Origin of the sequence: Microcoleus sp. B13-B6 (assembly GCF_036705405.1) — a bacterium.
Classification (GTDB): domain Bacteria; phylum Cyanobacteriota; class Cyanobacteriia; order Cyanobacteriales; family Microcoleaceae; genus Microcoleus.
Map to the genome: position 1 here is coordinate 1 of NZ_JAUBUJ010000125.1, position 22,297 is coordinate 22,297.

The following is a 22,297-nucleotide window of genomic DNA, read 5'->3' on the forward strand; positions in this document are numbered from 1 at the left end:
CTTCCCGCTTGATTTGGCTGCTAGTGAAGTCACTCCAGTAGCTTTGGTTGCTCCTTCTATCAATGGCTAAGTTTTAGTCTGAGATTGACAAAAAGCGCTCCTAGAAATAGGGGCGCTTTTTGTTTGGGGAAAAAAGATTTTTACTGCGGGGAGGGGAAGTATCACAACCGCCAAGGGAGTTATAGCGAGGTTATTTGAGATGGCAATTCGCGGAGATAACAGTTCCCTCGCTTTTGGTAATTCCTGTTAGGCTGGATTAATGTCTGCTTCTGCTTGGAGACTCACTCATGATAAATTCAAGTTTCTTTAAACATCACAAAACATTCATAATTTTCTAAATCGAGAAATCGGTCAATTTGCAAAGTTCCTATTTGTTCAAATCCCTGTTTTTGGTGAAACATTAGGGAACGAGTATTAGCTATTGGCTGGGTAACAATAAACAGCGAAATAAATGAATTTGGAAAAAGTTGATAAATTTCTTTATACATAAATTGAGCAACACCTCTACCCATCCAATTTAACTTGGTTGCTACTCTTTCGAGATAAAAATGCCGATCGCTTGTGACTCTTTTCTTAAAAACCTCATCTTTCCAGATAATTTTATCCAAGATTTCATCAGATATTTTGGGTTGTGATATAGCCACAAATCCTAGAATTTCCCCATCGGTTTTAGCTGACACAAAATATCTGCCTGAATTATTTAAGCTTTGGACAATCTCATCTTCAGTAATTTGTGTTAGCAAAAAGCCGCGCTCGATCGACGTATTTTGACGGCGCGCATGAGAATTGTGAATATTGACGATCGCCTGTATGTCCTCTCGATCGGCTTCTCTAAAAGTTAGATATTCCATTGCATAGTGTGTAAGAACTCGCACAAGGAGCTTTAAGCCCCTTGCTAGATGAGTAGAATTCTACCGCAGAACCCTAACTGCCGGGGCTCTGGGCCACATCGCGAGCATTTTCTTCAAACGCAGCCGTCAGCGCATCATCACCGCTTAAACCCGATGCGATCGCAATTTTTTCAGGATGGGCATCGGCGTCAGCCAAAACGTTGACTAAATCGGCAGCGTTGAGCTCAGGAGAGGCTTCTAGGAGTTCTGCTTACAATATAAAACCAATCATAAAATTAATGACCGCAACTGACTACACTCAACTTCATCACTTCCTGACTCGGAAAGATTGGAAAGATGCCGACATTGAAACCAGACAACTAATGCTGCAAATTGCCGGGGCCGATTCCAGACAAGATCGCCTACTCACAGCCAACGACATTCAAAATTTTCCATGTTCCGAGTTAAAAAAGATAGATCAGCTCTGGGTTAAAGCGAGTGGTGGACGTTTCGGATTTAGTGCGATCTCAAATCTCTATCAAGCAGTGGATGAGGATTATTTTGTTCTGGCCGATCGAGTCGGTTGGCGTAGTGAAAAAGATTGGATCGATTACAAGAAAATTAATTATACTATTGATGCTCCTGTTGGGCATTTACCGATAACGTGGCTGGTTCCTACTTCATTTTGGATGTACTGGAATGCTCGCTTTGCTAGTGCTGGATGGAGGTTAATTCTCAAGCGAATAGCTGAATGTAAATTGTAAAATTGGCTTTTAGTCTATCCTTTCCAGTTCCTATCGACTATAAATTATTCGGAATGCTATTAACTACAGCATTTTTGGGCGCTACCGTATTACGAACTCTGGGCGGTGACTTGACAAATCCTGTTTGTGAAGATTTGGTGGCTAAATTGGGGGATTAACCACAATAACTCTAATTTTAAAGATTTTAAAAATCCAATAAATTATCTAAACAGGTATTAGAAGCTAGTTATAAATTTACAGGAAAAGACGCAGCAACAGTTGAAAAAGTAGATTTTCTGGAGCTGACAAATGAGGACGATCGCGTGGCTGTTATTGCCACTTTTCCCCTGACTGATAACGAAGTTTGGACGCAAATTAAACCGGTAGAATTGCTGGTATTTCAGGAGGGTTTGCCTGTCTATTCGGAACCGCTGGAGTTAAGTTAAATGAGCGCTACGAAGCGGCTGCAAAATCGGTGTATTGCCGCATTCCCGGTTCGTGAAATGCCAACACGATATCTTCCTTGGGAACCCCTGCGCGCACCAAATCCGTTGCAATCCCATCTTCTGTCCAGTCTTCCTCGATCCAGAATTTGCGATCGCGAATCCGAACGTAAACAGCCCATCGATTTTCTATTTTAGATTGAATAATAGGAGAATAAATGACCGTTTTGTTCGTCGGTAATTAAGAATGTTTCGAGGTCGGATTGAGGAGGGCGGTAAAATTATAGATACTCGGTTAAAATATGCTCTATTACTTTGGGATACTCAGTTAGTTTATCCATTGCACTATTTTCTATACTATCGATCGACCTTTTTTGCCATCGCACTGCGCGAATTGCGATCGCCTCAAATCCCTGATTCAGTAAAAGCTAGGTTCAAATCATCAATCAATCCCAATTGTTGGGCCCACTCTGTTAAGTAACCCCGATCCAAATTCTCAGATTGGACTTTCAGAATTCCCAAAATATCATTCCATTGTTTTTGAGACTGAGACTGTTGCCGCCAGAGCAGTTTTGCCAACACAATATCTTCAGGAGAAGCAACCCAAAATTGTTCTACACCAGCTTCGTCAAGCGCTTCTAATCGTCGTCTTGCCATTTTTGAGCGATCGAATTCAGTATTAGAATTCAGCACAATATCAGCGTTCAATACTAAAGTCATGTGAGTGACGCTCAACACCATCCCTCTACCCTCTTGAATATCTTTGACCGAACCCGGAGGGCAGTAAAAACCAGCCGTTTCTAGTGCTTCAACTAATTGAAAAATATTGTCCCGGAGCAATTCAATTACTAAATCTAAATCGCGTGTTGTTCTAGGGTCGCCATAGACAGAAGCGGCAACGCCTCCTGTAATATAATAAGAGACACCTAATGTTTCAAAAATTGGGTGCAACAGTCTAGCAATTTCGCTGGGGTCTTGCGTCCACATAGAGGGCTCACTGGTGGGGGTTAAAATTGGCAACCACTTGCTACCTAATATCGATCGAGCAAATCGCTCTTTGTAGGTTGAGGGACAAGCTTTTTTCATCCCGCGCAAGCTAACAGTTTTTGCCCAACGATTTAATTTTGCCCCCATTTGCCACCGTTGGGAATTGGTGAGTTGCCGCAGTAGGTAAAAATCAATTGCATCAGCTTCAGGAGTTTTATCATCCGACTGGGGACGGTATCCAGGTTTAATGGATATTTTCGGTATGGATTGAATCATTTTGCTTGTTGATTTCCCTAATTCTATATCAATTCCACAGTTGGGACAAGGGGAGAGTTTGTCCGGTAATTGCCTCATGGAAGCCTTGCTGAAGCCCTTCCAGGACAGTTTCAGTGGGGTCATCATCCGGATCGATGTCAGTGTCTTCCGGCACTAAAACAATAATCCGAACGCGGCTGTGGCTGGCAAGAGCAAGGGGTCGATCGATACAAAGCATCCCTCGATCGTCAATTTTTCCGGTGGTTTCAATCGCTTTCATAATATAAAAAACTCGATACAGTTCACTCAGAGAATAAATATTCTAAATCTCGGTAGCCGCTAACAACCCGCAGAACTTGAATTCCTGCTTCGATCGGACTGTAGAAAATCAGGTAATCATCGATCGGAAAACTCCGTACATTTTCCATTAACTCATCGCGATTCCGTCCCATACTCGGAAACTGCGAGAGCGTTTGACACTTATCGTTAATTCTGTCCAGGAAGCTTTCTGCTGCATCGAAACCGCTGCGATCGGCAATATAGTCCATAATGCTTTCTATGTCCCGACTTGCCGGAATTGTAAATCTACAAATCCGATTCATATATCTGCTTGCGTGCGACGTTGTTGTAGCTTTAAGCGCAAACTCCGAAACATATCTTCAGCATCGATTACTTCACCCCGCCCGGCGGCATCCATTCCCAGACGAATTTCTTGCTGGAGTTCTTTGAACCGTCCTTTATAGATATCTTCCCATTTATCGGACTGCAAGAATTTGATGAAAGCTAAGACTTCTTGTTGCTGGTCTGGTGATAAGACCTTCACATTTTCCAAAATGGCTTGTTCGACGGTCATAATTATCCCTTTTTTTTGATTGCTATTCTACAATCCACTAACAACATTATATCGCACGGGTGGGTTGACAGCAATTATGGGGTGACTTCAATTAAATTAGCTTGGGATACTCAGTTAGTTTATCCATTGCACAATTGCTTCTACTTACGCAGCAAAACTATTAACCAGTCTAACTGTAGGTCGATCTGCACTTGTGGGCGATCGCAAATAACTTCCAGGTAGCGTGGCAACTGCTACTGTGTTTCCCAACAGATCGAAGAACTCAATGCTATAACCTGTTTCTAGTCCTTCAACGTGATGCTGTTCTACAACTGTACCGATATCGCCGGCATAAAGTCCTTCTTCTGGAAGGTTGCACAGCAAGATGACATCTGAATAAAGTTGATAGTTCATATTGTCCTTATTTTTATAACAAGCTAGTTTGAGCATTGTACAGCTAAATCACATCTCATACTTTAGTCATTCAAAAAAGCATTAATAACTTCTGTTATTCTTGTCAAATTATCTTTGTCTGTACTTGGGTTTGCTAATGACACTGTATTTCTTCCTTGTCTAATACTAACTACAATATCCCAAAATTTATCGCTATTTAGTCCACCAAATCCTACTAAGCTAACCGCTGAAATTTCCGAAATCGGAAATTCTTCTCGGTTATTCCATAAAATACCTCGTCGAATTAACAAAAGTTGATTGACTGTCTTATCAAATATAATAGAAGCCACACTACTTCTTATAAAAGTCAATATACTAAATCCGAGGAAAACTATTGATGCTAGGGCGACTTGGTTGCTGCTGTTAGGCATAGTGCTTATATAGGCATAAGCAAAAGCAAGACCAGCAATCAATTGTGCCGATGCAAAAAACCAAGCAGTGAATGGTTTAGCCTCTAGTTGCAAACGGGTTTGAGTCTGTTCAACAATCTTCATTTTTGCTTAATCATCTAATAATTTTAGGCGAGCGCATGGGGGTTCAGAAACCAGGTTTGTCACCAAAATCTCGGTGAGGATGATTAAACTACTTAAATTGTACCTGAAATTTATCAATGGCGACCTAGCATACTTTATAGAGGTAAGTATGCAATACGATTAACCCAGTCTTCGGCTTCAGATGTTTGCCATATCTTGATTAGATGGTTGATTGCTTCGCCTATTGGGAAACTTTGTAACACAATAATCACTCCCGAACTGGTTTGAGTGGCAGCAAATTCAGCAAAATATCTTGGCATGGTTCTTTTGTCGTGAGAAACGAGAACTCTACCCTCTTGGGCTACAAAATTCAAGACTTCCAAATCAGTCAAACCAGTTAAATTTGATAAGTTTGATGTTTGAAAATCAAGAGTTGGTTCGCGCCTCACAATACCCATCACAATCGCTTGGTTCAAATCTGCATCTGCTTGAAAGCGAATTTTCATAACTGGCTGGTGCGATCGCTGTAGAGTTTTTGATAAAGTAAGGAGTTACTTTCCCTTGCTTGCTCTCTCAAGGTTTCAAATAGTTGTTCTCCCTCAAACAAATAAGCATCAATGGCTGGGCGGTTAGCAAGATAAAAAGAAATCCCACCATAAACTTCTTCTAGCGTCAGCACAGGGAATGATTGAACAATACTTTCTGGGGATTGTCCCGCCAGGAAAGCATAGACAATTGAATCTAAAGAAACGCGCTTCCCAAGGATGCGGTAGCAACCATCTTGTTCTTCAACGTACTGTTTTGTCGTTAATATTGCTGCACTCATAGTTTACCTACTTTCACGATCATTACTCGTTCCCAGACAGAACCGATTGGTAAAAACTTAAGACAGAAATTCACAATAAATGTCGCTTTTAGGCAAAGTCTAGATCCCCCTAAATCCCCCTTAAGAAGGGGGACTTTGAGAGAAGGTTCTTGTCCCCCCCTTAGTAGGGGCGGTGCCCCCGTGCCCGCCCTTGGTTAGGGGGGATCTAGACTTCGCTACAAACAAGAAAGACCCTTGCTACATGAGTAGAATTCTAGCGCAGAACCCTAACTACCCCCAATCCGAGCGACATCGCGAGCGTTTTCTTCAAACGCAGCCGTCAGCGCATCATCACCGCTTAAACCCGATGCGATCGCCCTTTCAATAGCCTGCAACACCCGCTTATAATCCCTCGGCATCACCTTCACAAACACCGGCACCATCTCATCCCACGCAGCCAGAACCTTCGATGCCTTCGCACTTCCAGTCAAATCAACGTGAGTTTGAAGCATCTGCCGCAAATCGCTAATTTCCTCAACATCCTCCAATTTTTCCAAATCCACCATCGACATATTGCAGCGAGTAGCAAAATCCCCCGCCTCATCCAAAATGTAAGCAACACCGCCACTCATACCCGCTGCAAAATTGCGCCCGGTTTCGCCCAAAACTACAACTTTGCCGCCAGTCATGTACTCGCAACCGTGATCGCCCACACCTTCAACTACCGCATTCACGCCGGAGTTACGCACCCCAAAACGTTCGCCCGCTATCCCTCGGATGAAAACCTCGCCGGATGTCGCGCCGTAAAGCACTACGTTACCGACAATCACGTTTTCTTCCGCGACAAAGGTGGAAGCAGCCGCCGGATACAAGATGATTTTGCCACCGCTGAGCCCTTTGCCCAAATAGTCGTTAGCTTCACCTTCGAGCTCCAGGGTGACACCCTTGGGCACAAAAGCCCCAAAGCTTTGCCCAGCGCTGCCTTGGAAGTGCAGGTGCACCGTGTCATCCGGCAAACCTTCCCAGTTGCGTTTGGTAATTTCGTTGCCGAGAATTGTGCCGACAACGCGGTTGACATTGGTAATCGGCAGCTTGGCGTGGACTTTTTCACCGTTTTCGATCGCACCTTTGCACAAATCCAACAACACAGTCATGTCGAGAGACTTTTCCAAACCGTGATCCTGCGCCATCTGACAATAGCGCCCGACATCCGCCCCAACTTCCGGCTGATAAAGGATTTTCGAGAAATCCAAACCCTTAGCCTTCCAGTGTTCCACCGCTTGCTGAGGTTCCAAAACATCAGTGCGGCCAACCATTTCATTCAGCGTGCGGAAGCCCAACTGCGCCATAATTTCCCGGACTTCCTGCGCGACGAAGGTCATAAAGTTTACCGTGTGCTCGGGGTCGCCGGTAAAGTTTTTCCGCAAAAGCGGGTCTTGCGTCGCCACGCCCACCGGGCAAGTGTTCAGGTGGCAAACGCGCATCATGATGCAGCCCAATGTCACCAGCGGCGCGGTAGCAAAACCGAATTCCTCAGCGCCAAGCAGTGCAGCAATTACTACATCGCGGCCAGTTTTCATTTGACCGTCAGTTTCCACGACAATCCGGCTGCGGAGATTGTTGAGTACCAAAGTCTGGTGAGTTTCCGCCAGTCCCAATTCCCAAGGTAATCCGGCGTGTTTGATCGAAGTCTGCGGCGACGCGCCCGTACCGCCGTCGTAGCCGGAAATCAACACGACATCGGCGTGGGCTTTCGCAACACCGGCCGCGATCGTCCCGACTCCAACTTCCGACACGAGTTTCACGCTAATCCGCGCTTCCCGGTTGGCATTTTTCAAGTCGTGAATCAATTCGGCCAAATCTTCGATCGAATAAATGTCGTGGTGAGGAGGAGGCGAAATCAATCCCACACCCGGAGTCGAGTTCCGCACCTTGGCAATCCACGGGTATACTTTTTTACCCGGCAACTGTCCGCCTTCACCGGGTTTCGCGCCTTGCGCCATCTTGATTTGCAGTTCCCGCGCTTGGGAAAGGTACAAGCTGGTAACGCCGAAACGCCCGGAAGCAACTTGTTTGATCGCGCTGTTTTTCGAGTCGCCGCGATCGTTCGTCCAAGTGTAGCGATCGGGATCTTCGCCGCCTTCACCGGTGTTCGATTTGCCACCAATGCGGTTCATCGCTACTGCTAAAGATTCGTGGGCTTCTTTAGAAATCGAACCATAACTCATCGCCCCAGTTTTAAAGCGTTTGAGAATAGATTCGATCGGCTCAACTTCCTCAATCGGTATCGATTCCCGCTGCTTGAATTGCAACAAACCGCGCAAGGTAAAATGCTGCTGGTTTTGTTCATTAACCAGCCCAGAATACTGTTTGAAAAGCGTATAACTGCCCTCGCGCACCGACTTTTGCAGTGCGTGAATTGTCTGCGGACTAAACAAATGCGCCTCGCCTTCTTTCCGCCACTGATATTCGCCGCCGACATCGAGAGTATGTCCGCTGGCTGGGCGGTCTGGGAATGCGTGGGTATGGCGCAAAATTGCTTCTTGGGCGATGACTTCGAGGTCTACACCTTCAATCCGCGAGGCTGTCCAAGCAAAGTATTTATCGACTACGGATTTGTTTAAGCCGATCGCCTCAAAAATCTGCGCGCCGCGATAACTTTGAATTGTGGAAATCCCAATTTTCGAGGCAACTTTCGTCACACCTTTTGTTGCGGCTTTGATGTAGTTTTTGCAAGCTGTTTTGTACTCGACATTTAGCAGCAATCCTTCGCGGATCGAATCGGCGATCGTCTCAAATGCCAAATACGGATTAATCGCGCCGCAACCGTATCCAATAAGTGTCGCAAAGTGATGCACTTCCCTCGGTTCGCCGGATTCGAGCACGAGTCCCGCCCGCGTGCGCGTACCATTACGGATCAAGTGGTGGTGCAGGCCCGCAACTGCCAGCAGCGCCGGAATTGGGGCTTTGTCTGGACTGATCCCCCGATCGCTCAAAATGATGATATTCACCCCGGAGGCGATCGCGCTGTCTGCTGCTGCAAAAACCTCGTCTAACGCTTGTTCTAGACCTTTTACGCCGCTTTTGGGGTCAAACAAAATCGGCACGGTGAATGACTTGAAATTGCCCTCATTTACGTGTTGGAGCTTAGCTAATTCTTCATTGCTGAGAATTGGCGTTTTCAGTTCAATCAAATGACAGCTTTCCGGTTCTGGTTTGAGCAAATTGCGTTCAGCGCCGATCGTAGTTTCGGCAGAAGTTACAATTTCTTCGCGGATAGAATCGATTGGCGGATTGGTAACTTGAGCAAACAACTGCTGGAAGTATTCATAAAGCAGTTTTGGCCGGTTGGAAAGCACCGCCAGCGGCGTATCCGCACCCATCGCGCCGACAGCTTCCACGCCATCTTTCGCCATCGGTGCTAACAGCAACCGCAGTTCTTCAAAGGTGTAGCCAAAGGCCATTTGCCGCTGCAATAATGTTTCGGGATGGGATTCTGCTACTGTCGGTGCATCTTTCAGTTTGGCGATTTCGACCATGTGCTGGTCGATCCACTGGCGGTACGGGTGTTCTGTGGCGATTTTGGTCTTAATTTCCTCGTCAGAGACGATGCGGCCTTCCTCAGTATTTACTAGGAACATCCGCCCCGGTTGCAAGCGACCTTTTGATACAATTCGTTCTGGGGCGATGGGCAAAACTCCGGCTTCCGATGCCATAATTACCAAGTCGTCTTTGGTAACGCAGTAGCGGGAAGGGCGCAAACCGTTGCGATCGAGCACGGCCCCGATCGATGTACCATCGGTAAATGCGATCGAAGCTGGGCCGTCCCAAGGTTCCATCAAGCAAGAATGGTATTCGTAGAAAGCTTTTTTCTCGTCACTCATGGACTCGTGGGCTGTCCAAGGTTCGGGAATCATCATCATTACAGCGTGCGGCAAAGAACGCCCGGCCAAATTCAGCAATTCCAAAGCATTGTCAAAAATCGTTGAGTCGCTGCCTTCGATATTGATTAAATTGGGGATTTTCTTTAAGTCATCGCCGAATAGTTCCGACTCAAACAGCGATTGTCGCGCGTGCATCCAGTTAATGTTGCCGCGCATCGTGTTAATTTCGCCGTTGTGGGCGATGTAGCGGTAAGGGTGCGATCGTTCCCAGCTCGGAAAAGTATTCGTGCTGAAGCGCGAGTGAACTAGGGCTAGAGCGCTTTCCATGTCCGGGTCGTGCAGTTCGGGATAGTAATCGCCGACTTGCACTGGCATTAACATACCCTTGTAGACGATCGTCCGGCAGGAGAGAGTGGAATTGTACCAGTAGGGGTCTACTTCCGTCCTGCGGATGGCGTTGTGAGCCCGTTTGCGGATGACGTACAGTTTCCGCTCGAAAGCCGCCTCGTCAATACCTGCGGCCCGCCGGAGGAACACTTGCTGCATGAAGGGTTCGCTAGATTTGGCGGTGTCGCCGAGGGAGGAGTTGTCCGTGGGAACATCGCGCCAGCCGAGCACTTCTTGGCCTTCTTCGGCGGCGATTTCCTCAAAAATGCGTTTGCCGTTTTCGCGTTCAGTTCGATTTGGCGACGAGTAAATCGCGCCAACGCCGTACTCGCCGGCTTCGGGAAGTTCGATGTTTAGGCCCGCCGTTACTTTTTTGAGAAACTTGTGGGGTACCTGCATCAAAATCCCCGCCCCGTCTCCGGTGTTCGGTTCGCAGCCGCACGCGCCTCGGTGGTCGAGGTTCAGCAGGATTGTTAGTGCCTGCTCGACAATTTCGTGGGATTTGTTACCCTTGATGTGTACGATGAATCCGACTCCGCAAGCGTCGTGCTCGAACTGCGGATCGTACAGGCCTTGCTTTTGTGGCAGTCCGTTGTTGTTCATTTTGATGTGTCTCTCAAAGTGGTGAAAAGATGTTGATCTAGAGTAGATGGTGGGATGCCGATCGATCTAGTATCATTTATTATAGGTGGATCTACTGCATTGGGTAGATGCACGAAAAAATCAAAGCTGATGCGATCGAGCTAGCGTGAAAAAATAGTTACAGCCGATGAGTTAACTATGGAACCCGAAAATCTAAAGATTTATGCTTAAACACTCTTCAATTATTAGCGCGTCTCCTGAGATTATGGGCGGAACTCCAGTATTTGCTTGTACTAGGGTTCCAGTACAAACACTTCTGGACTATCTGAAAGCAGGAGAATCAATTGATGATTTTTTGGATGGATTTCCAACTGTGACTAAAGAGCAAGTTATCGCCTTGCTGGAAGAGGCTGAAAGACAGCTTGTTGGTAATTAGATGATAAATTGATATTGGGATTTTTTTTTAACCGCAGAGAGCGCAGAGAGCGCAGAGGAAGAGAAGAGAGAGATGAGTAATAATGATTGAGATTGTAAAAAATGACACTGAAAGAATTAGAAAAACAACTCTTAGCCTTAACTCCCAGTGAAAAAACTCAGGCAATACAGCTATTAGCTCAAAGTTTAAGCAATACCTGGCAAGGAATTGAAAAAACTCCGGGCGTGTGTGGCGGCGATGCTAGAATTGCGAAGACTCGCATACCTATTTGGTCGATGGTAAATTATCGCCTTCTGGGTGCAAGTGATGTGCGAATTTTGCAAGACTTTCCTCATTTGAGTGCAGCAGATTTGGCAAATGCTTGGGCTTATGCTGAGGCACACCCAGAGGAAATTGAAGCAGCCATCGCTAGAAATGAGGAAGATTAACAAATGGTGCGTCTTTATGCAGATGAAAATTTTCCACTGGTAATCGTGGAATTACTGCGAATTTGTGGTCACGATGTTTTGACAGTGCAGGAAGCTGGAAATGGTGGACTGGGGATGCCTGATGAAGATGTGTTAGCTTTTGCTATTAACCACAATCGAGCTGTTTTGACGCGCAATTGGGATGATTTTAGACACCTACACCGTTTGCAACCCGATCATAAAGGTATCATTATTTGCAAAGAAGATTTGAATATTGAGAGACAAGCTACACTGATTAATGAAGCTATTTCTACTGTCGAAAATCTCACAGGTAAATTGATTCGGGTAATTCGTCCACCAAGCGTGAAAACAAGCTGATTGCTCAACAACTACCCCAGCAGATTATAATCGACCTTAGAGAAGTATTAGCATTAGCCACAAAAGTGGAGTCGCCATAATCTCCCGACAAATATACCGATTCCCTATGCAATTTTTCTCAACCGCTCAATCCTCGATCACCCATCAAGCCTATAATAACTTTATGGCGTTGTTAGTGCGACTGTATCCTCAGCGTCTGGGTGACATCCTCCATCAGCATTTTGCCTTCTCAACAGCGATGAATCTTTCTGAAAAATTGCAACAAGTCGATCGACTCAAAGCCTGGTTGGATAGCTTTCGTCCGCTTTCTCCCACTGTGGTTGCAGAATTGAAAAAACTCTACGACGTTCGGTTCACTTATCATTCTAATGCGATCGAGGGAAACACCTTAACGCAACGCGAAACCGAATTAGTCCTCGAAACCGGCATTACTGTCGGTGGCAAAACTTTGCGCGAACACCTAGAAGTCATCGGGCATCGAGATGCGATCGACTATATTGAAATGCTAACGCGATCGGACACCGCGATCGGTGAATGGGAGATTAAACAAATTCACAACTTAATTATAAGGGCGATCCTCTTCGAGGGCTTCGCTAACGCCCCGGAGGAAGCTGGACGCTATCGGCAGTTAGATGTCAAAGCCGCCGGTACTGAATACCTCTATCCGCCTCATTATTTGCTTTCGGGTTTGATGCCGGAATTTATCGAATGGCTCAACAGTGATAAAATCAAATCGTTACATCCGTTAGAGTATGCAGCCGAAGCACATCTTCGCTTTGTGTCGATTCATCCATTTCGAGATGGTAACGGACGGACGGGACGGCTATTAATGAATCTCCTGCTGTTGCGGGCTGGATATCCCATTGTCATTATCTCTAACCAGGTGCGTGCTGCCTACATCGATGCGATCGCAGAAGCACAGCAGCAGGGTTCTGGGATTGATCCCCTCCTCGATCTTATTGTAGATGCGGCCCGATACTCGCTGATCGAAACCTTGCAAATCCTAGCAACCGCTAGCGATAGCCTGGGTCAAGGGCTGCCTTTCTATCAAGAGATGCTAGAATTTTTGCAGCAGCAGTCTCAAGAGCTGGATTAGGATTCACCTTTAATAAATATTCAAGAACCAGCCGCCACAGATAAAGATTTGATGTAGATTGGGGCGATCGAACCCATAACAGGTGACAACTACTATGGTGCTTTTGCTATGGTTGTTAAGGCAGGTCGATCGGGCTGAGCACAAATCTTGCAAAACTCTACAGTCGGCTAACCAGTCCCCGCAGGTGGGCTTCGGTTTTAACTATAGATTAGTTAATCTCAAAAAACAACGTCGTTTACCAAAGGATTCAGCAAGCAATCCTCAAGGAGTGAAAATCATGGTTCAGATTCAAGAAATTTCTCAAGTATCTACCCTGCACGCACCTGCAGCACCCAACGGAGTAGCCGCTACAGAATTGCGGCCTTGGGGCTCATTTACGACTCTAGAAGAAGGCCCAGGATATAAAATTAAGCGGATCGAAGTTAAGTCTGGACACCGCCTCAGCCTGCAAATGCACCACCACCGCAGCGAACACTGGATTGTGGTTTCTGGTACTGCAAAAGTTACTTGCGGCGAAACTGAACAAGTTCTGTTTACCAATCAGTCTACCTACGTTCCTCAGTGCACTTCTCACCGTCTGGAAAATCCGGGAGTTATCCCCCTGGTTTTAATTGAGGTGCAGAATGGCGAATATCTCGGAGAAGATGATATTATCCGCTTTCAAGACGATTATGCTCGTAATGAAAAGGCTAAGTAACTCAAGTTGCTAAAGATATAGGGGTAAGGTGCGCTGCGGCGCACCCTACATTCTCCGGGTAAGGTAGAGGGCTAGGCACACTCTACATTTTCAAAACTTAACATTACTTCCCAATTATCAATTACCAATTACCAATTACTCATAATGATTCATCTGAGCAAAACAGCAGCAACAGAAGTAACGCGCCTCAAGTCGAAGCATCCGAACCCCAATGCTTTATTTCGTCTGGGCGTGGAATCGAGCGGCTGCTCCGGTTTGTCTTATACAATGGCATTTGACGATGGGCCAGCCCCAGAAGACGCTGTATGCGAGTCGGAGGGAATTTCCGTTGCGATCGACCCCCAGCACTTAAAATATCTCAATGAGCTCACCTTGGATTATTCAGAAGACTTGATGGGCGGAGGTTTCCGATTTCACAATCCCAATGCCGCCCAAAGCTGTAGCTGCGGCAACTCCTTTTCTGCCAAGGAATAACCAACCTGTAGGGTGCGTCAATCGATTTTAGATTTTAGATTTTAGATTTTAGATTGACTTGCGCGAGATAAATGCGGGGGCTTGAGGATTTGCGATTTGCGATTTGGGATTGATTCCACGGATAAATCACGTGGCGGGTACCACCTTTGAAATTCTTGGTCAGTTGCAGAGAATCCTTCAATTCTAAAATCTAAAATAGATTGACGCACCTGACCAAATAAGCAATAACCAATATGATTTAGAGTGCGTCAGTTGCAGATAATTATAAAATCTAAAATCTAAAATCTAAAATCTAAAATCTAAAATCTAAAATCTAAAATCTAAAATCTAAAATCGTATGATGACACTCAAAGACTTAGAAAAAGTCCAAAAAACCTTCAAAGAAGCCGGTCAAGACTACCAAGTTGAACTAGAAAGCGGGAAGATTATCATTGTGGGCCCGTCAGACATTGTATCTAGTGAAATTGGCATTCGCTTGAGTGCCTTTCTCTTTGTTTGGGTGAATCCCCGTCGTTTGGGTCGAGTTTTTGACTCTGCAGGGGGCTTTATTTTACCTGATGCTAACCTCACAGCCCCTGATGTTTCTTTTGTCCGCGCCGCACGTCTCAGGCAAAGTCCCCGTTATTTCGGAGAATTAGTCCCCGACTTGGTAGTAGAAATTAAATCACAGAGCGATCGCATTAAACCGCTCCAAAAAAAGATTCATAATTTCCTAGAACTCGGAGCGCAAGTAGGAATTTTGATCGATCCAGATGAAGAAACTGTAACAGTTTATCGTCAGGAAGGTGAACCGATTGTGTTGGGAAATGAAGATATTTTGACTGTCCCCGAACTTTTCCCTGGTTGGGAATTGCCAATTGCTGAACTGTGGCCGCCAATTTTTACTGAAGCAGAAACTCAAACTGAAGCCTAATAAAGTTTATGCAGGTTTTACATAGCCAGAAATGCGAAAGGGAGCATCTCACCTTTGCAGCCCTCCGCTAGAAATTGGAGTTTTGAGGCAGGAGGCAGGAGGCAGGAGGCAGAAGGAAAGAGGAAGAAGGAAAGAGGAAGAAGGAAGGAGGAAGAAGGAAGGAGCCAGAAGAAGGAAGGAGCCAGAAGAAGTATTTTTACAAATATGAGATGCTCCCAATGCGAAAAGCCTCTCTTCTCTTCCTCTGTGTCCTCTGCGCTCTCTGCGGTTAAATAATTCCTATGCAACCGTAAACGATATGAGTGCAATGGAAAAGCTTTTAATCAAGCTGGTGTACCGAGAATAGTCCACTGCATTAACTGCTGCCACTCGGCAGATTGAGCTAATAAATCTGCATCCAATTCATTTCCCGCATCCTGCGAAAACTCGGCGAAAGCTTCCGCCCAATTAATTACTGTTTCCACAGGCAAATAAGGCGTATAATTCCAAGAACGCTGCAAAAACTCTATCATCTCAACAGAATGACCGGTGCGGTACAAATACCAAGCAATCCACACTAAGGTACTGTACTTAATTTGCTTTTCCAACAAACGTATTTTAGCCGGCAACTCCGGGCGGGCAAAAAAATTGTCCATCACTGCGGCGAGGGATTTAGCCTGCGGTAAACCTTTGTACATGGCGCTTTGTTCGTGCTGGCGGTAGCAAACAGTTACTTGCTGCAACCACTCTGCTTCGCATCCCATTAAGGCTAAACGCAGCACTAAATCTGTATCTTCCGCTGGGGGAAATCGAGGATCAAATCCGCCGGCGCGCTCTAACCAGTGACGGCGAAATACCATCGCGCTGGGTAATACTGGTTTCCACCGCAGCCACATTTCTAAGTCTAATTTAGGAACATTTTGCCAGGGTTTGACATCTTTTAGCGGTTCGCCTATACTATTAACTAGACGCCAGCCGCTGTGAACTATTCCTAGATTTTGTCGCGCTGCAAATACAGCCATTTGTGCTGATAATTTGTCGGGGAAAAAGTAGTCGTCAGCATCAAGAAAGGCGATAAATTCTCCTCGCGCTAGCTCGATGCCGTGATTTCTGGCAATCGAAACTCCTTGATTTTGTTGGTGAATGTAGCGAATTCGATCGCCATATTTCTCTAAAACTAATCTAGTGTCATCTTTGGAGCCGTCGTCTACTACAATAATTTCCCAGTTAGTATAGGTTTGGTGCAGAACGCTATCGACGGCTTGGCCGACGTAATCCGCACAGTTGTAAGCCGGAATTACTACGCTCACCTGCGGGGTGCGATCGATCGTAACATTACTCATAATTAATTATCTTAAATTCGATTGCGTCTTTATTTTACAATGAGCGTAGGGTGCGTCAGGAACTGACGCACCCAGCAAGGGGTTATTGTGTTCATTAATTTGGGTTCAAGAATTTGCCAGGGTAAGTTGTCGTGAATGGAGTAAATCTTGGGGGCGAATTGCTGAAGGGTGGCGATCGCCTTTTACCTTCAAATACTTGTCAGCTATTTGTAAAACCTGTTCGGGATTGGCTGGCTTGCTCAAAAAATCGGAAGCACCGGTCAATTTCGCCCGCGTGCGGTCAATTATACTGTCTTGACCGGTCAAAAACACGATCGGAGTTTCGCGAAAAGCAGGTGTCTTTCGCAAAAAATTGCACAAAGCAAAGCCGCTTGTCTTCGGCATCACCACGTCCATAAAAATTAAAGCAGGCTTCTGTTTGGAGATGATGCCCACTCCCTGCATCGGGTCTTGAATTTTTAGGACTCGATACCCCGCCGGCAATAAAATTTGCTCTAAAAATTCGCATACTGTCGGACTGTCATCGATACAAGCAATCAAAGGGCGACCCGGCCCTGCGATCGCCGCGGCCAGGCGCCACTGTTCTATAGGCGACGGCAAGTCTGGGACTGTTCGGAAATTTACTAAACCCTGCTTGATGTAATTAACTAAAGCGCGAGTTGCTACTGTCACGCACTGCTTTTTCTTAAATGCAATATCCCAAAGAGTATTCTCGCCGTTGAATACGTTAGCTAATGCGATCAAAGAATTAGAACTAAATCGATTTTCCTGTAAATGGGCCGACGCTTTTAAAAGTGGTGCTTGTTCTGGATCTACCAGCCACAAACCCATTGCTTTCCACTTCTGCCAAATTTCTTCTGTACAACACAGAACTTTCTCTACTTCTGTTAAAGACAGCAGCAAAGAAGAGGTAATGGTAGAAAAATATTTCTGGGACGGACGCCACTCCCGGCGCAAACCCGATTGACCGATCAGAGCAAATAACACTTCCGAAAGGCTGGTGTGGACGATCGCCCTAGCTTGTTCCAGACTCATTTCGCTGGCTGCTATCCCTCGCTGAAGCAGTTGATATTCCCACAGTTCTCCAGCATCGAGGTCTCTGAGATCCACTTGAAAGTTTCGACAGTGTTGCCCGATCGCCCTGTACCAGCGCCTCGCTCTGTGCGCTCCTCCTGTGGCATAAACCAAACTACCCTGAAAAAAGTAAAGCTGCCACTGTTGTTCCCCTTGCTCTAACACCAGTTTCCCCGTTGCTTGTTTCTGGCTGAGTACAGCCAGAGTATGGGACAACATTTTGTATCCGATTGCGGTAGCAGACATATCAACTCGCATCCCCTGTACTCTGTTTGTACCATTATAGAGCTGCTGAGTTTTGAAAGATAACAGTAATATTACTGAATTTGGGTTAAGAAACACCACTAATTGTGCGAATTTAACCCTCTTAGGGAGTGATTACCCTCGGTAGTTTTAGCCATGAGGATGTAACGCCTATTTGCACTATTAACTAATAACTAAAATACTATTTTTGACTAATAACTAATCGCCCTCGCTATCTGTGGGAGGTACTGGATCGTAACCTCCTGGATGAAAAGGATGACATCGCAAAATCCGCTTAACTGCCAACGAGCTGCCGCGGGCGGGCCCAAATCTTTCTATTGCTTCGATCGCGTATTGCGAACAAGTTGGCTGAAATCTACAGGCGTTAGGCAGGTAAGGAGAAATCCCCATTTTGTAGCCTCGGATTAATCCGATCAGCAATATTTTCACAATTTTTACCTCAGCGATTGATTAGATTAATAGGTCAATCTCGTCCCGTACCGCTGTAAGCTAGGTGAATCTAGGGGATTCCCAGCGGTTAGAGTTCCGCCAACTTTTCCTGTACCAATTATACCTTTTTTCATCTTTATTTTAGATACTTAAAGCACAATTTGAGGAGATAATATGGTACTTGTCTCTGAGTTCGCTACTTGACCGATACCTAAAAAATTACCGTCTCGATCGTAAACCTGCAAGGCATAGGGAGGTTGGGGTATGGGGTTGTGGGGGGGATGGTTGCTACTTTCCTCATAGGGCCCGATGATCGGCGTTTCGGGAATCGGGAGGCGCTGTCCTTGAAACCAGCGTTTGGTATATTCAGGGGAAAGGACGATCGCGCCTAAATGTCCCAAAACCGCCGATGGCAAAATTGGGCAGAATTTATCCTCCTGCAATTGCAGTTCCAATTGTTCAAAAGTTAGACTTTCCTCGATCGAAAAACCGCTACTTTCGGTGCGAGTCAAACAAGCCAAAGTACCGCCTGTATTCAACACCGCCCCCAAATCCCGCGCGATCGCCCGAATGTAAGTACCCGCCCCGCAGGCGATCGACAAATCCAATTCAGGAAAATCCCCCGGCCGCCAATCCAATATTTCCAGCCGAAAAACCTCTACTTTCCTAGCAGCAACTTCCACAGTTTCGCCTTTTCTAGCTAACTCATAAAGGCGTTTTCCTCCCACCTGAACCGCACTAAAACTCGGCGGAAATTGCTCGATTTTTCCTAGGAATTTTGGGAGTGCAGCTTGCACTTGTTCCAAACTTAACTCTGGCACCGGTCGAGAATGGATAATTTCTCCTTCTAAATCGTCAGTAGCAGTAGTTAAGCCAAAGCGAATTGTGCCTCGGTAAGCTTTATTGTGTTGGAGAAATTGCAGCAGTCTGGTTGCTTTGCCCAGGGCGATCGGCAAAACGCCAGTCACAGCAGGATCTAGGGTTCCTCCGTGTCCGACTCGCTTGAGTTTCAATAGCCGGCGCACTCGCCCCACGCAGTCGTGAGATGTCATGCCCGCAGGTTTGTTGAGATTGAGAAAACCGTCAGTAGTCATTAGTCAGTAGTCAGTAGTCAGTAGTCAGTAATCATTAGTCAGTTGTTATTGGTTATTTGTTATTTGTTATTTGTCATACCCAATCCTGCTTAAATAACTTTCTCTATCTTAGTTTGCGGAGGCAGACTTCGTTTGTGTAGTTTGAGGTCAAAAGCGGTTTCAAGCACCGAGTCTCATAAAATGGTTAGCAAACCCGGATTTTGTATCAGTCAACCGTCAACCGTCAACCGTCAACCGTCAACCGTCAACCGCCAACAGTCAACCGTCAACAATTCCCAATTAAAGAATAAAGTCTGCCTGAGTGATTGAAGTGCGGGTAACTCCGAATAAAGTAGCCAGAGTTTCCTTGGTGCTTGTAAGCTGAATAATTGTACTCGGCGAAGTTCCGGTTCCAGCGGAAATGGTGAGTTCGCCAAAAGTAAGGCCGGCAGCCAAGCGAATCCGATCGGTACCATCAGTAAAATCTGTAATCACGTCCCCGTCTGCCAAACGCCCGATCGCAAAAGTATCGTTTCCGGCGCCGCCAGTTAAACTATCTCGGCCGCGATCGCCCGATAAACAGTCATTGCCGATGCCACCAAACAGCGAGTCATCGCCGGCACCTCCAAAAAGCGAGTCATCGCCCGCGCCACCCAACAAAGTATCGGTGTCTTGGTTGCCAAACAGCAAATCATTACCCTCCTCGCCCAGCATTGAGTCAGAACCTTTGCCGCCGTAGAAAGTATCGCCGCCGGCGCCGCCCAAAACGCTGTCGCGGCCCGCACCGCCGAACAGCAAATCATTGCCAACGTCGCCCAGCAGTGAGTCATCGCCGTCGCCGCCGTAGAGGGAATCGTCTGCGGCTAAGCCAAAAATGCTGTCAGGGCCTCCTAAACCAAATATCAAGTTAGCGCCCGCAGTACCTCTGAGGGAGTCGGGGCCGCTGGTGCCGCGAGTGCCACCAGGTGCCCCTCCGGGACTGGTACCGCCAGGTGCCCCTCCGGGACTGGTACCGCCGGTGGGGGTTGGGGTTGTGACGGGAATTGGTCGAATTGGCACTGCTGGTGGCATGATTCTGAAGATGGGTAGAAATTTGCCATTCTAACTTAGCCTAAAACCGGAAGTTATATGCTCGCCAACCGCCGAGATGAGAAATATCGATCGCATCCGCCACAGCATAAGGTTCGCACAAAAAGCCCTGCACCGTCGAGCCGTCCTCCAAGACCAGCGTACCAATTCCCAAGGGCGGGGGAATTTTAGCGACAAATCCGCCGAAAGCCGCGATCGACAACTCCCAAACTTCCACCTCGATCGCGCTACCGCCCTCTATCTGACGCACCAATCCCGGCTTGCCCAGAGCATTACCCGTCAAAGCGTACAGCTTGTAAATCGGGCTGGTACGGCAGGCGCGAACCAAAATGCCTCCCCCCTCAATTAATTGATAATTCAGCGGCTCACCGCTCAAATGAGCGCCAACTACGGCTATTTTGACTCGTCCTTCTGAGGAATATTTGGCTGGGATGGCGGGTTCCGGGAGGGTTGGCAGCGGCAGACCGGTTGCGCCCAAAGTTCCCCCCAAGCTAGCGTGGAAAGCAGATCCCAGGCTGCAGAGCGATAAATCGTGCCACGCTGGAGCCATCAGTGTCAATCCTGCGGGCAATCCGCTGCTTTGAAACCCGCTGGGAACTGCGATCGCGCACAAATCGAGCAAATTCGCAAAGTTCGTGTAGCGCCCCAGATTGGTGTTGAGCGCGATCGGCTCGGCTGCAACTTCTGCGACAGTATAAATCGTACCTGTCGTGGGTACCGCCAACACATCCATTGACTGCCACTGAATTTCTGCAAGCTTGCGGAGTTCTGCCAACCGGTACGATGCGCGGTAGGCAGAGACGGCATCGTAGCGTTTGCCGCCGCTGATAATTTCGTAGACGATCGGATCGATATCCTCTGGGTGCGCGTCGAGGAAATCGCCGATCGCGGCCAACCTTTCTGCTACCCAAGGCCCGCCGTAGAGCAGTTCGGCAGCATCCGCAAAGGGTTTGAAGTCAATAGGTGCGATCGTGCAGCCCAATGATTGCAAGCGCACCAGAGCCTCTCGGTAGCGCTGTTCGGCTTCTGCATTCCCAAAAAATTCGAGTTCGCCGTCTCCGGGAACTCCCACCCGCAAGCGGGATAAATCCGGCAAAACTTTCGTTTCAGGGCGACGAGAAAACGCATCCTCAGCGTCAAAACCGCTGGCTACTTGCAGCACGGAGGCCGCATCCGCACAGGTGAGAGCGAACACAGAAACGCAATCGAGCGATCGCACTGCCGGCAGTAAGCCGCGAGTGCCGATCGAGCCGCAACTGGGCTTCAGCCCGACAATGTTGGTAAAAGCAGCGGGAACCCGCCCCGATCCTGCGGTATCGGTACCCAGAGCAAAACTCACCAATCCGGCGGAGACTGCTGCGGCGGAACCCGAACTCGATCCGCCCGGAATGTAGCGCCGATCGAACGGATTGCGACAAACTCCATAGGGCGTGCGGGTTCCCACTAATCCTGTGGCAAATTGATCCATGTTTGTTTTGCCGATCGCGATCGCACCTGCCGCGCACAAACGCTCTACGACTGCGGACGATCGCGCTGGAGTGCGAGCAAACGCAGGACATCCCGCCGTAGTCGGAACGCCCGCCCAATCGAGATTATCTTTGATCGCAAAAGGTATTCCGTAGAGCGGCAATTGTTGCGGGTCTAGGTTTTCCAAGGCTTTGGCCCGTTCGAGGGTTTCTGCCTGTGGTGCTAAATAAATCCATACTGCCGGATCTGCATAGCGTTCGATCCGATCGTACACGCTGGCGATCGTATCTGCAGGCGCGATCGAGCCTGTGCGGTAGCGATCGAGCAGTGAATGAATGTCAAGACTGTTGCTGTAGTTAAATTTTTCCATAGTGCACGGTCAGTCGATTTTAGATTTTAGATTTTAGATTTTAGATTGAAGATTTGACGTAAGGATTCAGGTCTGAAATTCGGGAATGAGGTCAGGCATAGGAAAGTAGTCACAAGAATGGGCAGAAAGAGCCT

The 22,297-nt window shown here is 47.1% G+C and carries 28 protein-coding genes and 1 pseudogene; 11 read left to right on the plus strand and 18 right to left on the minus strand.

Annotated elements, in window-relative coordinates:
- Positions 1–70 (plus strand): annotated as a pseudogene (locus QUB35_RS34565) (photosystem II protein D1); the annotation flags it as partial.
- A gap of 226 nt (positions 71–296) precedes the next feature.
- On the opposite strand, the gene QUB35_RS34570 reads toward QUB35_RS34565, so the two are convergent.
- Both QUB35_RS34570 and QUB35_RS34575 read right to left on the minus strand, forming a co-directional pair.
- Positions 297–851 carry a GNAT family N-acetyltransferase gene (locus QUB35_RS34570; protein WP_333146865.1) on the minus strand — a complete coding sequence of 185 codons (555 nt, stop codon included), beginning with the start codon at positions 849–851 and terminating at the stop codon, positions 297–299.
- A 73-nt stretch (positions 852–924) separates the two neighbouring features.
- Positions 925–1,047, minus strand: a complete 123-nt coding sequence (locus QUB35_RS34575; RefSeq protein WP_333146867.1) for a hypothetical protein — start codon at positions 1,045–1,047, stop codon at positions 925–927.
- An 82-nt stretch (positions 1,048–1,129) separates the two neighbouring features.
- On the opposite strand from QUB35_RS34575, the gene QUB35_RS34580 reads away from it, so the two are divergent.
- Complete coding sequence (locus QUB35_RS34580) at positions 1,130–1,594, plus strand: GUN4 domain-containing protein (RefSeq protein ID WP_333146869.1); 465 nt, start codon at positions 1,130–1,132, stop codon at positions 1,592–1,594.
- 275 nt (positions 1,595–1,869) lie between these two features.
- On the plus strand, positions 1,870–2,019 hold the full coding sequence (locus tag QUB35_RS34585) for a class II glutamine amidotransferase (RefSeq protein WP_333146913.1): 150 nt from the start codon (positions 1,870–1,872) through the stop codon (positions 2,017–2,019).
- Positions 2,020–2,026: 7 nt separating this feature from the next.
- On the opposite strand, the gene QUB35_RS34590 is transcribed toward QUB35_RS34585, so the two are convergent.
- The 10 genes from QUB35_RS34590 to gltB form a co-directional block, all read right to left on the minus strand.
- The gene (locus tag QUB35_RS34590; RefSeq protein WP_333146915.1) at positions 2,027–2,236 is read right to left on the minus strand and encodes an element excision factor XisI family protein; all 210 of its coding nucleotides are present in this window, start codon (positions 2,234–2,236) and stop codon (positions 2,027–2,029) included.
- Positions 2,237–2,421: 185 nt separating this feature from the next.
- On the minus strand, positions 2,422–3,279 hold the full coding sequence (locus QUB35_RS34595) for a hypothetical protein (RefSeq protein ID WP_333146871.1): 858 nt from the start codon (positions 3,277–3,279) through the stop codon (positions 2,422–2,424).
- Between the two features lie 28 nt (positions 3,280–3,307).
- Positions 3,308–3,538 carry a type II toxin-antitoxin system RelN family antitoxin gene (locus QUB35_RS34600; RefSeq protein ID WP_333146873.1) on the minus strand — a complete coding sequence of 77 codons (231 nt, stop codon included), beginning with the start codon at positions 3,536–3,538 and terminating at the stop codon, positions 3,308–3,310.
- Positions 3,539–3,560: 22 nt separating this feature from the next.
- Complete coding sequence (locus QUB35_RS34605) at positions 3,561–3,860, minus strand: type II toxin-antitoxin system RelE/ParE family toxin (protein WP_333146875.1); 300 nt, start codon at positions 3,858–3,860, stop codon at positions 3,561–3,563.
- Positions 3,857–4,111: a hypothetical protein gene (locus QUB35_RS34610; protein ID WP_333146877.1), complete on the minus strand. Its 255-nt coding sequence runs from the start codon at positions 4,109–4,111 to the stop codon at positions 3,857–3,859. Before QUB35_RS34610 ends, QUB35_RS34605 begins: the two co-directional genes overlap by 4 nt.
- A gap of 144 nt (positions 4,112–4,255) precedes the next feature.
- A complete protein-coding gene (locus QUB35_RS34615) occupies positions 4,256–4,504 on the minus strand; it encodes a DUF4926 domain-containing protein (RefSeq protein ID WP_333146878.1) in 249 nt (82 codons plus the stop codon).
- A gap of 62 nt (positions 4,505–4,566) precedes the next feature.
- Entirely contained in the window at positions 4,567–5,037 is a 471-nt protein-coding gene (locus QUB35_RS34620; protein ID WP_333146880.1) for a hypothetical protein, read from the minus strand.
- 134 nt (positions 5,038–5,171) lie between these two features.
- Positions 5,172–5,522, minus strand: coding sequence for a DUF5615 family PIN-like protein (locus QUB35_RS34625; protein ID WP_106332322.1), 351 nt, complete (start codon positions 5,520–5,522; stop codon positions 5,172–5,174).
- Positions 5,519–5,842 (minus strand): DUF433 domain-containing protein, encoded by a 324-nt coding sequence (locus QUB35_RS34630; protein WP_333146884.1) that lies wholly within the window; start codon positions 5,840–5,842, stop codon positions 5,519–5,521. The genes QUB35_RS34625 and QUB35_RS34630 overlap by 4 nt, the downstream gene beginning before the upstream one ends.
- A 266-nt stretch (positions 5,843–6,108) precedes the next feature.
- Positions 6,109–10,695, minus strand: coding sequence for a glutamate synthase large subunit (gene gltB, locus QUB35_RS34635; RefSeq protein WP_333146886.1), 4,587 nt, complete (start codon positions 10,693–10,695; stop codon positions 6,109–6,111).
- A gap of 202 nt (positions 10,696–10,897) precedes the next feature.
- Between gltB and QUB35_RS34640 the strand changes: the two genes are divergently transcribed.
- The 8 genes from QUB35_RS34640 to QUB35_RS34675 all read left to right on the plus strand — a co-directional run bounded on the left by QUB35_RS34640 (position 10,898) and on the right by QUB35_RS34675 (position 15,283).
- The gene (locus QUB35_RS34640; RefSeq protein ID WP_333146888.1) at positions 10,898–11,110 is read left to right on the plus strand and encodes a DUF433 domain-containing protein; all 213 of its coding nucleotides are present in this window, start codon (positions 10,898–10,900) and stop codon (positions 11,108–11,110) included.
- Between the two features lie 101 nt (positions 11,111–11,211).
- Positions 11,212–11,538: a DUF433 domain-containing protein gene (locus tag QUB35_RS34645; protein WP_333146890.1), complete on the plus strand. Its 327-nt coding sequence runs from the start codon at positions 11,212–11,214 to the stop codon at positions 11,536–11,538.
- A 3-nt stretch (positions 11,539–11,541) separates the two neighbouring features.
- Positions 11,542–11,895: a DUF5615 family PIN-like protein gene (locus QUB35_RS34650; protein ID WP_333146892.1), complete on the plus strand. Its 354-nt coding sequence runs from the start codon at positions 11,542–11,544 to the stop codon at positions 11,893–11,895.
- Between the two features lie 106 nt (positions 11,896–12,001).
- On the plus strand, positions 12,002–12,991 hold the full coding sequence (locus tag QUB35_RS34655; protein ID WP_333146894.1) for a Fic family protein: 990 nt from the start codon (positions 12,002–12,004) through the stop codon (positions 12,989–12,991).
- A gap of 277 nt (positions 12,992–13,268) precedes the next feature.
- Complete coding sequence (locus QUB35_RS34660; protein WP_333106380.1) at positions 13,269–13,688, plus strand: phosphomannose isomerase type II C-terminal cupin domain; 420 nt, start codon at positions 13,269–13,271, stop codon at positions 13,686–13,688.
- A 144-nt stretch (positions 13,689–13,832) separates the two neighbouring features.
- The gene (locus tag QUB35_RS34665) at positions 13,833–14,162 is read left to right on the plus strand and encodes an iron-sulfur cluster assembly accessory protein (RefSeq protein ID WP_333146897.1); all 330 of its coding nucleotides are present in this window, start codon (positions 13,833–13,835) and stop codon (positions 14,160–14,162) included.
- 340 nt (positions 14,163–14,502) lie between these two features.
- Positions 14,503–15,075, plus strand: coding sequence for a Uma2 family endonuclease (locus QUB35_RS34670; RefSeq protein WP_333146917.1), 573 nt, complete (start codon positions 14,503–14,505; stop codon positions 15,073–15,075).
- A gap of 31 nt (positions 15,076–15,106) precedes the next feature.
- Complete coding sequence (locus tag QUB35_RS34675; protein ID WP_333146899.1) at positions 15,107–15,283, plus strand: hypothetical protein; 177 nt, start codon at positions 15,107–15,109, stop codon at positions 15,281–15,283.
- Between the two features lie 115 nt (positions 15,284–15,398).
- On the opposite strand, the gene QUB35_RS34680 is transcribed toward QUB35_RS34675, so the two are convergent.
- The 6 genes from QUB35_RS34680 to atzF form a co-directional block, all read right to left on the minus strand.
- Positions 15,399–16,397, minus strand: coding sequence for a glycosyltransferase (locus QUB35_RS34680; RefSeq protein ID WP_333146901.1), 999 nt, complete (start codon positions 16,395–16,397; stop codon positions 15,399–15,401).
- A gap of 105 nt (positions 16,398–16,502) precedes the next feature.
- Positions 16,503–17,717 (minus strand): response regulator, encoded by a 1,215-nt coding sequence (locus QUB35_RS34685; protein ID WP_333146903.1) that lies wholly within the window; start codon positions 17,715–17,717, stop codon positions 16,503–16,505.
- A gap of 216 nt (positions 17,718–17,933) precedes the next feature.
- Positions 17,934–18,164 carry a membrane protein insertion efficiency factor YidD gene (gene yidD, locus QUB35_RS34690; protein WP_333146905.1) on the minus strand — a complete coding sequence of 77 codons (231 nt, stop codon included), beginning with the start codon at positions 18,162–18,164 and terminating at the stop codon, positions 17,934–17,936.
- Between the two features lie 149 nt (positions 18,165–18,313).
- Positions 18,314–19,258: a tRNA pseudouridine(55) synthase TruB gene (truB, locus tag QUB35_RS34695; protein WP_333146907.1), complete on the minus strand. Its 945-nt coding sequence runs from the start codon at positions 19,256–19,258 to the stop codon at positions 18,314–18,316.
- 279 nt (positions 19,259–19,537) lie between these two features.
- On the minus strand, positions 19,538–20,308 hold the full coding sequence (locus QUB35_RS34700) for a calcium-binding protein (protein ID WP_333146909.1): 771 nt from the start codon (positions 20,306–20,308) through the stop codon (positions 19,538–19,540).
- 40 nt (positions 20,309–20,348) lie between these two features.
- Entirely contained in the window at positions 20,349–22,163 is a 1,815-nt protein-coding gene (gene atzF / locus QUB35_RS34705; RefSeq protein ID WP_333146911.1) for an allophanate hydrolase, read from the minus strand.
- Positions 22,164–22,297: the final 134 nt, after the last annotated feature.

Excerpts from the sequence above, each read along its gene's own strand:
- QUB35_RS34680 (WP_333146901.1), bottom strand. The coding sequence starts at position 16,397 with ATGAGTAATGTTACGATCGATCGCACCCCGCAGGTGAGCGTAGTAATT.
- atzF (WP_333146911.1), bottom strand. The coding sequence starts at position 22,163 with ATGGAAAAATTTAACTACAGCAACAGTCTTGACATTCATTCACTGCTC.
- QUB35_RS34600 (WP_333146873.1), bottom strand. The coding sequence starts at position 3,538 with ATGAAAGCGATTGAAACCACCGGAAAAATTGACGATCGAGGGATGCTT.
- QUB35_RS34655 (WP_333146894.1), top strand. The coding sequence starts at position 12,002 with ATGCAATTTTTCTCAACCGCTCAATCCTCGATCACCCATCAAGCCTAT.
- QUB35_RS34570 (WP_333146865.1), bottom strand. The coding sequence starts at position 851 with ATGGAATATCTAACTTTTAGAGAAGCCGATCGAGAGGACATACAGGCG.
- QUB35_RS34620 (WP_333146880.1), bottom strand. The coding sequence starts at position 5,037 with ATGAAGATTGTTGAACAGACTCAAACCCGTTTGCAACTAGAGGCTAAA.
- QUB35_RS34670 (WP_333146917.1), top strand. The coding sequence starts at position 14,503 with ATGACACTCAAAGACTTAGAAAAAGTCCAAAAAACCTTCAAAGAAGCC.
- QUB35_RS34615 (WP_333146878.1), bottom strand. The coding sequence starts at position 4,504 with ATGAACTATCAACTTTATTCAGATGTCATCTTGCTGTGCAACCTTCCA.
- QUB35_RS34665 (WP_333146897.1), top strand. The coding sequence starts at position 13,833 with ATGATTCATCTGAGCAAAACAGCAGCAACAGAAGTAACGCGCCTCAAG.
- QUB35_RS34580 (WP_333146869.1), top strand. The coding sequence starts at position 1,130 with ATGACCGCAACTGACTACACTCAACTTCATCACTTCCTGACTCGGAAA.
- QUB35_RS34630 (WP_333146884.1), bottom strand. The coding sequence starts at position 5,842 with ATGAGTGCAGCAATATTAACGACAAAACAGTACGTTGAAGAACAAGAT.
- QUB35_RS34610 (WP_333146877.1), bottom strand. The coding sequence starts at position 4,111 with ATGACCGTCGAACAAGCCATTTTGGAAAATGTGAAGGTCTTATCACCA.
- truB (WP_333146907.1), bottom strand. The coding sequence starts at position 19,258 with ATGACTACTGACGGTTTTCTCAATCTCAACAAACCTGCGGGCATGACA.
- QUB35_RS34660 (WP_333106380.1), top strand. The coding sequence starts at position 13,269 with ATGGTTCAGATTCAAGAAATTTCTCAAGTATCTACCCTGCACGCACCT.
- QUB35_RS34700 (WP_333146909.1), bottom strand. The coding sequence starts at position 20,308 with ATGCCACCAGCAGTGCCAATTCGACCAATTCCCGTCACAACCCCAACC.
- QUB35_RS34605 (WP_333146875.1), bottom strand. The coding sequence starts at position 3,860 with ATGAATCGGATTTGTAGATTTACAATTCCGGCAAGTCGGGACATAGAA.
- QUB35_RS34685 (WP_333146903.1), bottom strand. The coding sequence starts at position 17,717 with ATGTCTGCTACCGCAATCGGATACAAAATGTTGTCCCATACTCTGGCT.
- QUB35_RS34595 (WP_333146871.1), bottom strand. The coding sequence starts at position 3,279 with ATGATTCAATCCATACCGAAAATATCCATTAAACCTGGATACCGTCCC.
- QUB35_RS34650 (WP_333146892.1), top strand. The coding sequence starts at position 11,542 with ATGGTGCGTCTTTATGCAGATGAAAATTTTCCACTGGTAATCGTGGAA.
- gltB (WP_333146886.1), bottom strand. The coding sequence starts at position 10,695 with ATGAACAACAACGGACTGCCACAAAAGCAAGGCCTGTACGATCCGCAG.
- QUB35_RS34640 (WP_333146888.1), top strand. The coding sequence starts at position 10,898 with ATGCTTAAACACTCTTCAATTATTAGCGCGTCTCCTGAGATTATGGGC.
- QUB35_RS34645 (WP_333146890.1), top strand. The coding sequence starts at position 11,212 with ATGACACTGAAAGAATTAGAAAAACAACTCTTAGCCTTAACTCCCAGT.
- QUB35_RS34625 (WP_106332322.1), bottom strand. The coding sequence starts at position 5,522 with ATGAAAATTCGCTTTCAAGCAGATGCAGATTTGAACCAAGCGATTGTG.
- QUB35_RS34675 (WP_333146899.1), top strand. The coding sequence starts at position 15,107 with ATGCGAAAGGGAGCATCTCACCTTTGCAGCCCTCCGCTAGAAATTGGA.